Raw genomic sequence first — 2054 nt, forward strand, 5'->3', positions numbered from 1 at the left:
TGGTAACCAACGTCACCACCACTGGACCTACTGGTGGATCGTTTACTGGCAGAATCGTAATCGTGATGGTGGAAATGGCTGTTCCTCCTTGGCCATCGCTTACTACGACACTAAAGCTATCTACCCCGTTGTAATTTTCATTTGGCGTATACGTGTAGGTTCCGTCTGGATTTACTACCACCGTTCCATTCACCGGACCTGTCAGTAACCCGTACGTTAGGGGATTTCCGTCTACATCCGTTGCCACCACTTGGCTATTTAAACTCGTGTCTTCATTGATCACAAACTCATAATTCGGCACCACTGGTGCATCGTTCACTGGCGTAACCGTTACTAATACATTTGTCACTATAAATGCGCCCGACGGGTCGCTTATTAACACCGTAAATGTATCGGGACCATTATAATTTCCATTTGGTGTATACGTGAATGTACCATCTGGATTTACCACTGCCACTCCGTTTGTTGGCGGATCTTGTAAGCTGTACGTCAGCACCTCTCCATCTGGATCAAACGCTGTAATTTGACTCGACACTGGCGTATCTTCGGTTGTAACCAACGTCACCACCACCGGACCTACTGGTGGATCATTTACTGGCAGAACCGTAATCGTGATGGTGGAGATGGCTGTTCCTCCTTGGCCGTCGCTTACTAGTACGGTAAATTGGTCAGTTCCATTAAAGTTTGCATTCGGTGTATAGGTATACATCCCATCTAACCCTACGTTTACTATTCCGTTCACTGGAGCATTTTGTAACGAATAATCCAGCTGATTACCATCAATATCAGTTGCAATTACCATAGAAGTTACAGGTGTGTCTTCGTTAGTCGTCAACTGATAATTTGGAACAATTGGAGAATCATTTATTGGAATAACTGTAACGATAACTGATGCAGTAGCATTTCCTCCTAAGTTATCAGTTATATATACTACAAAAGCATCTGAACCGTTAAAGTTTGCATTCGGTGTATACGTAAATATTCCTGTATTAGAATCAATTGTTACTACTCCATTAATGGGTGGGTTTTCAATAGTGTAAACAAGTGGATTTCCATTTACATTAGTAGCAATTACTTGATTTGTTACTGGTGTGTCTTCATCAGTAGAGATTTGCAAATCCTGTGAAGTTGTAGTTCCGTTTGTTTCAAGGACCGTTACAAAAATAGTCGATAGTGCAGTGGCTCCTTCTGGGTCTATTATTAATATGGTGAATTGATCATTACCTATGAAATTGTTATTAGGTGTATAAATGAATGTACCATCTTGATTTATGACGGCTTCACCATTATCTGGATTTTGTTGAAGAGTATAGGTTAGAGTAACGTTGTCAGGGTCTGAAGCAGGTATGCTGCTTGTAACAGGAAGATTAATGGTCGTTGTAACAGCTCTATCTCCTCCTACTGGCGGATCGTTTACAGGCACTATTGTTAAGGTCACAGTAGAAAGGGAAGTTCCTCCTTTACCATCTGATACCAGCACACCAAAAGTATCCATTCCGTTGTAATTTAAATTTGGTGTATAGGTAAATACTCCATTTGCCCCTAATACAACACTTCCATTTGACGGAGGCGGATTCAGCAAAGTAAATGTCAACGGATCCCCATCTGGATCAAAAGCTGGAATTTGATTTGTAAGAGGTGTATCTTCATTAATTGTAAATGCTAAATCAGCGGTGATTGGAGGGTCATTCACTGGAATTACGTTTATTGTAACGGTCGAAACCGCCGTTCCCCCCTGACCATCTGACACCAATACCGTAAATTGATCTGTCCCATTAAAATCTAGGTTTGGCTGGTAGCTAAATGTTCCATCTCCATTCACCACAGCTACTCCGTTTACTGGCGCAACCTGTAGCTGATAACTAAGAGGATTTCCATCCACATCTGTCCCTACCACTACTCCTACCACAGGACTATCTTCCTGCGTGCTGAACGTGTAGTTCGGCACCGTTGGTGCATCATTCACTGGCGTGACTGTTACCGTCACCGTTGAAACTGCCGTGCCGCCTTGACCATCGGACACCAACACTGTAAACTGATCCGTCCCATTAAAG

The 2054-nt window shown here is 42.7% G+C and carries 1 protein-coding gene; it reads right to left on the minus strand.

Features of this window, described 5'->3' with window-relative positions:
• A partial coding sequence (locus WKH56_RS34105; RefSeq protein ID WP_342837742.1) for a tandem-95 repeat protein occupies positions 1–2054 on the minus strand: 2054 nt, incomplete at both ends.

It is taken from the genome of Priestia sp. SB1, assembly GCF_038898415.1.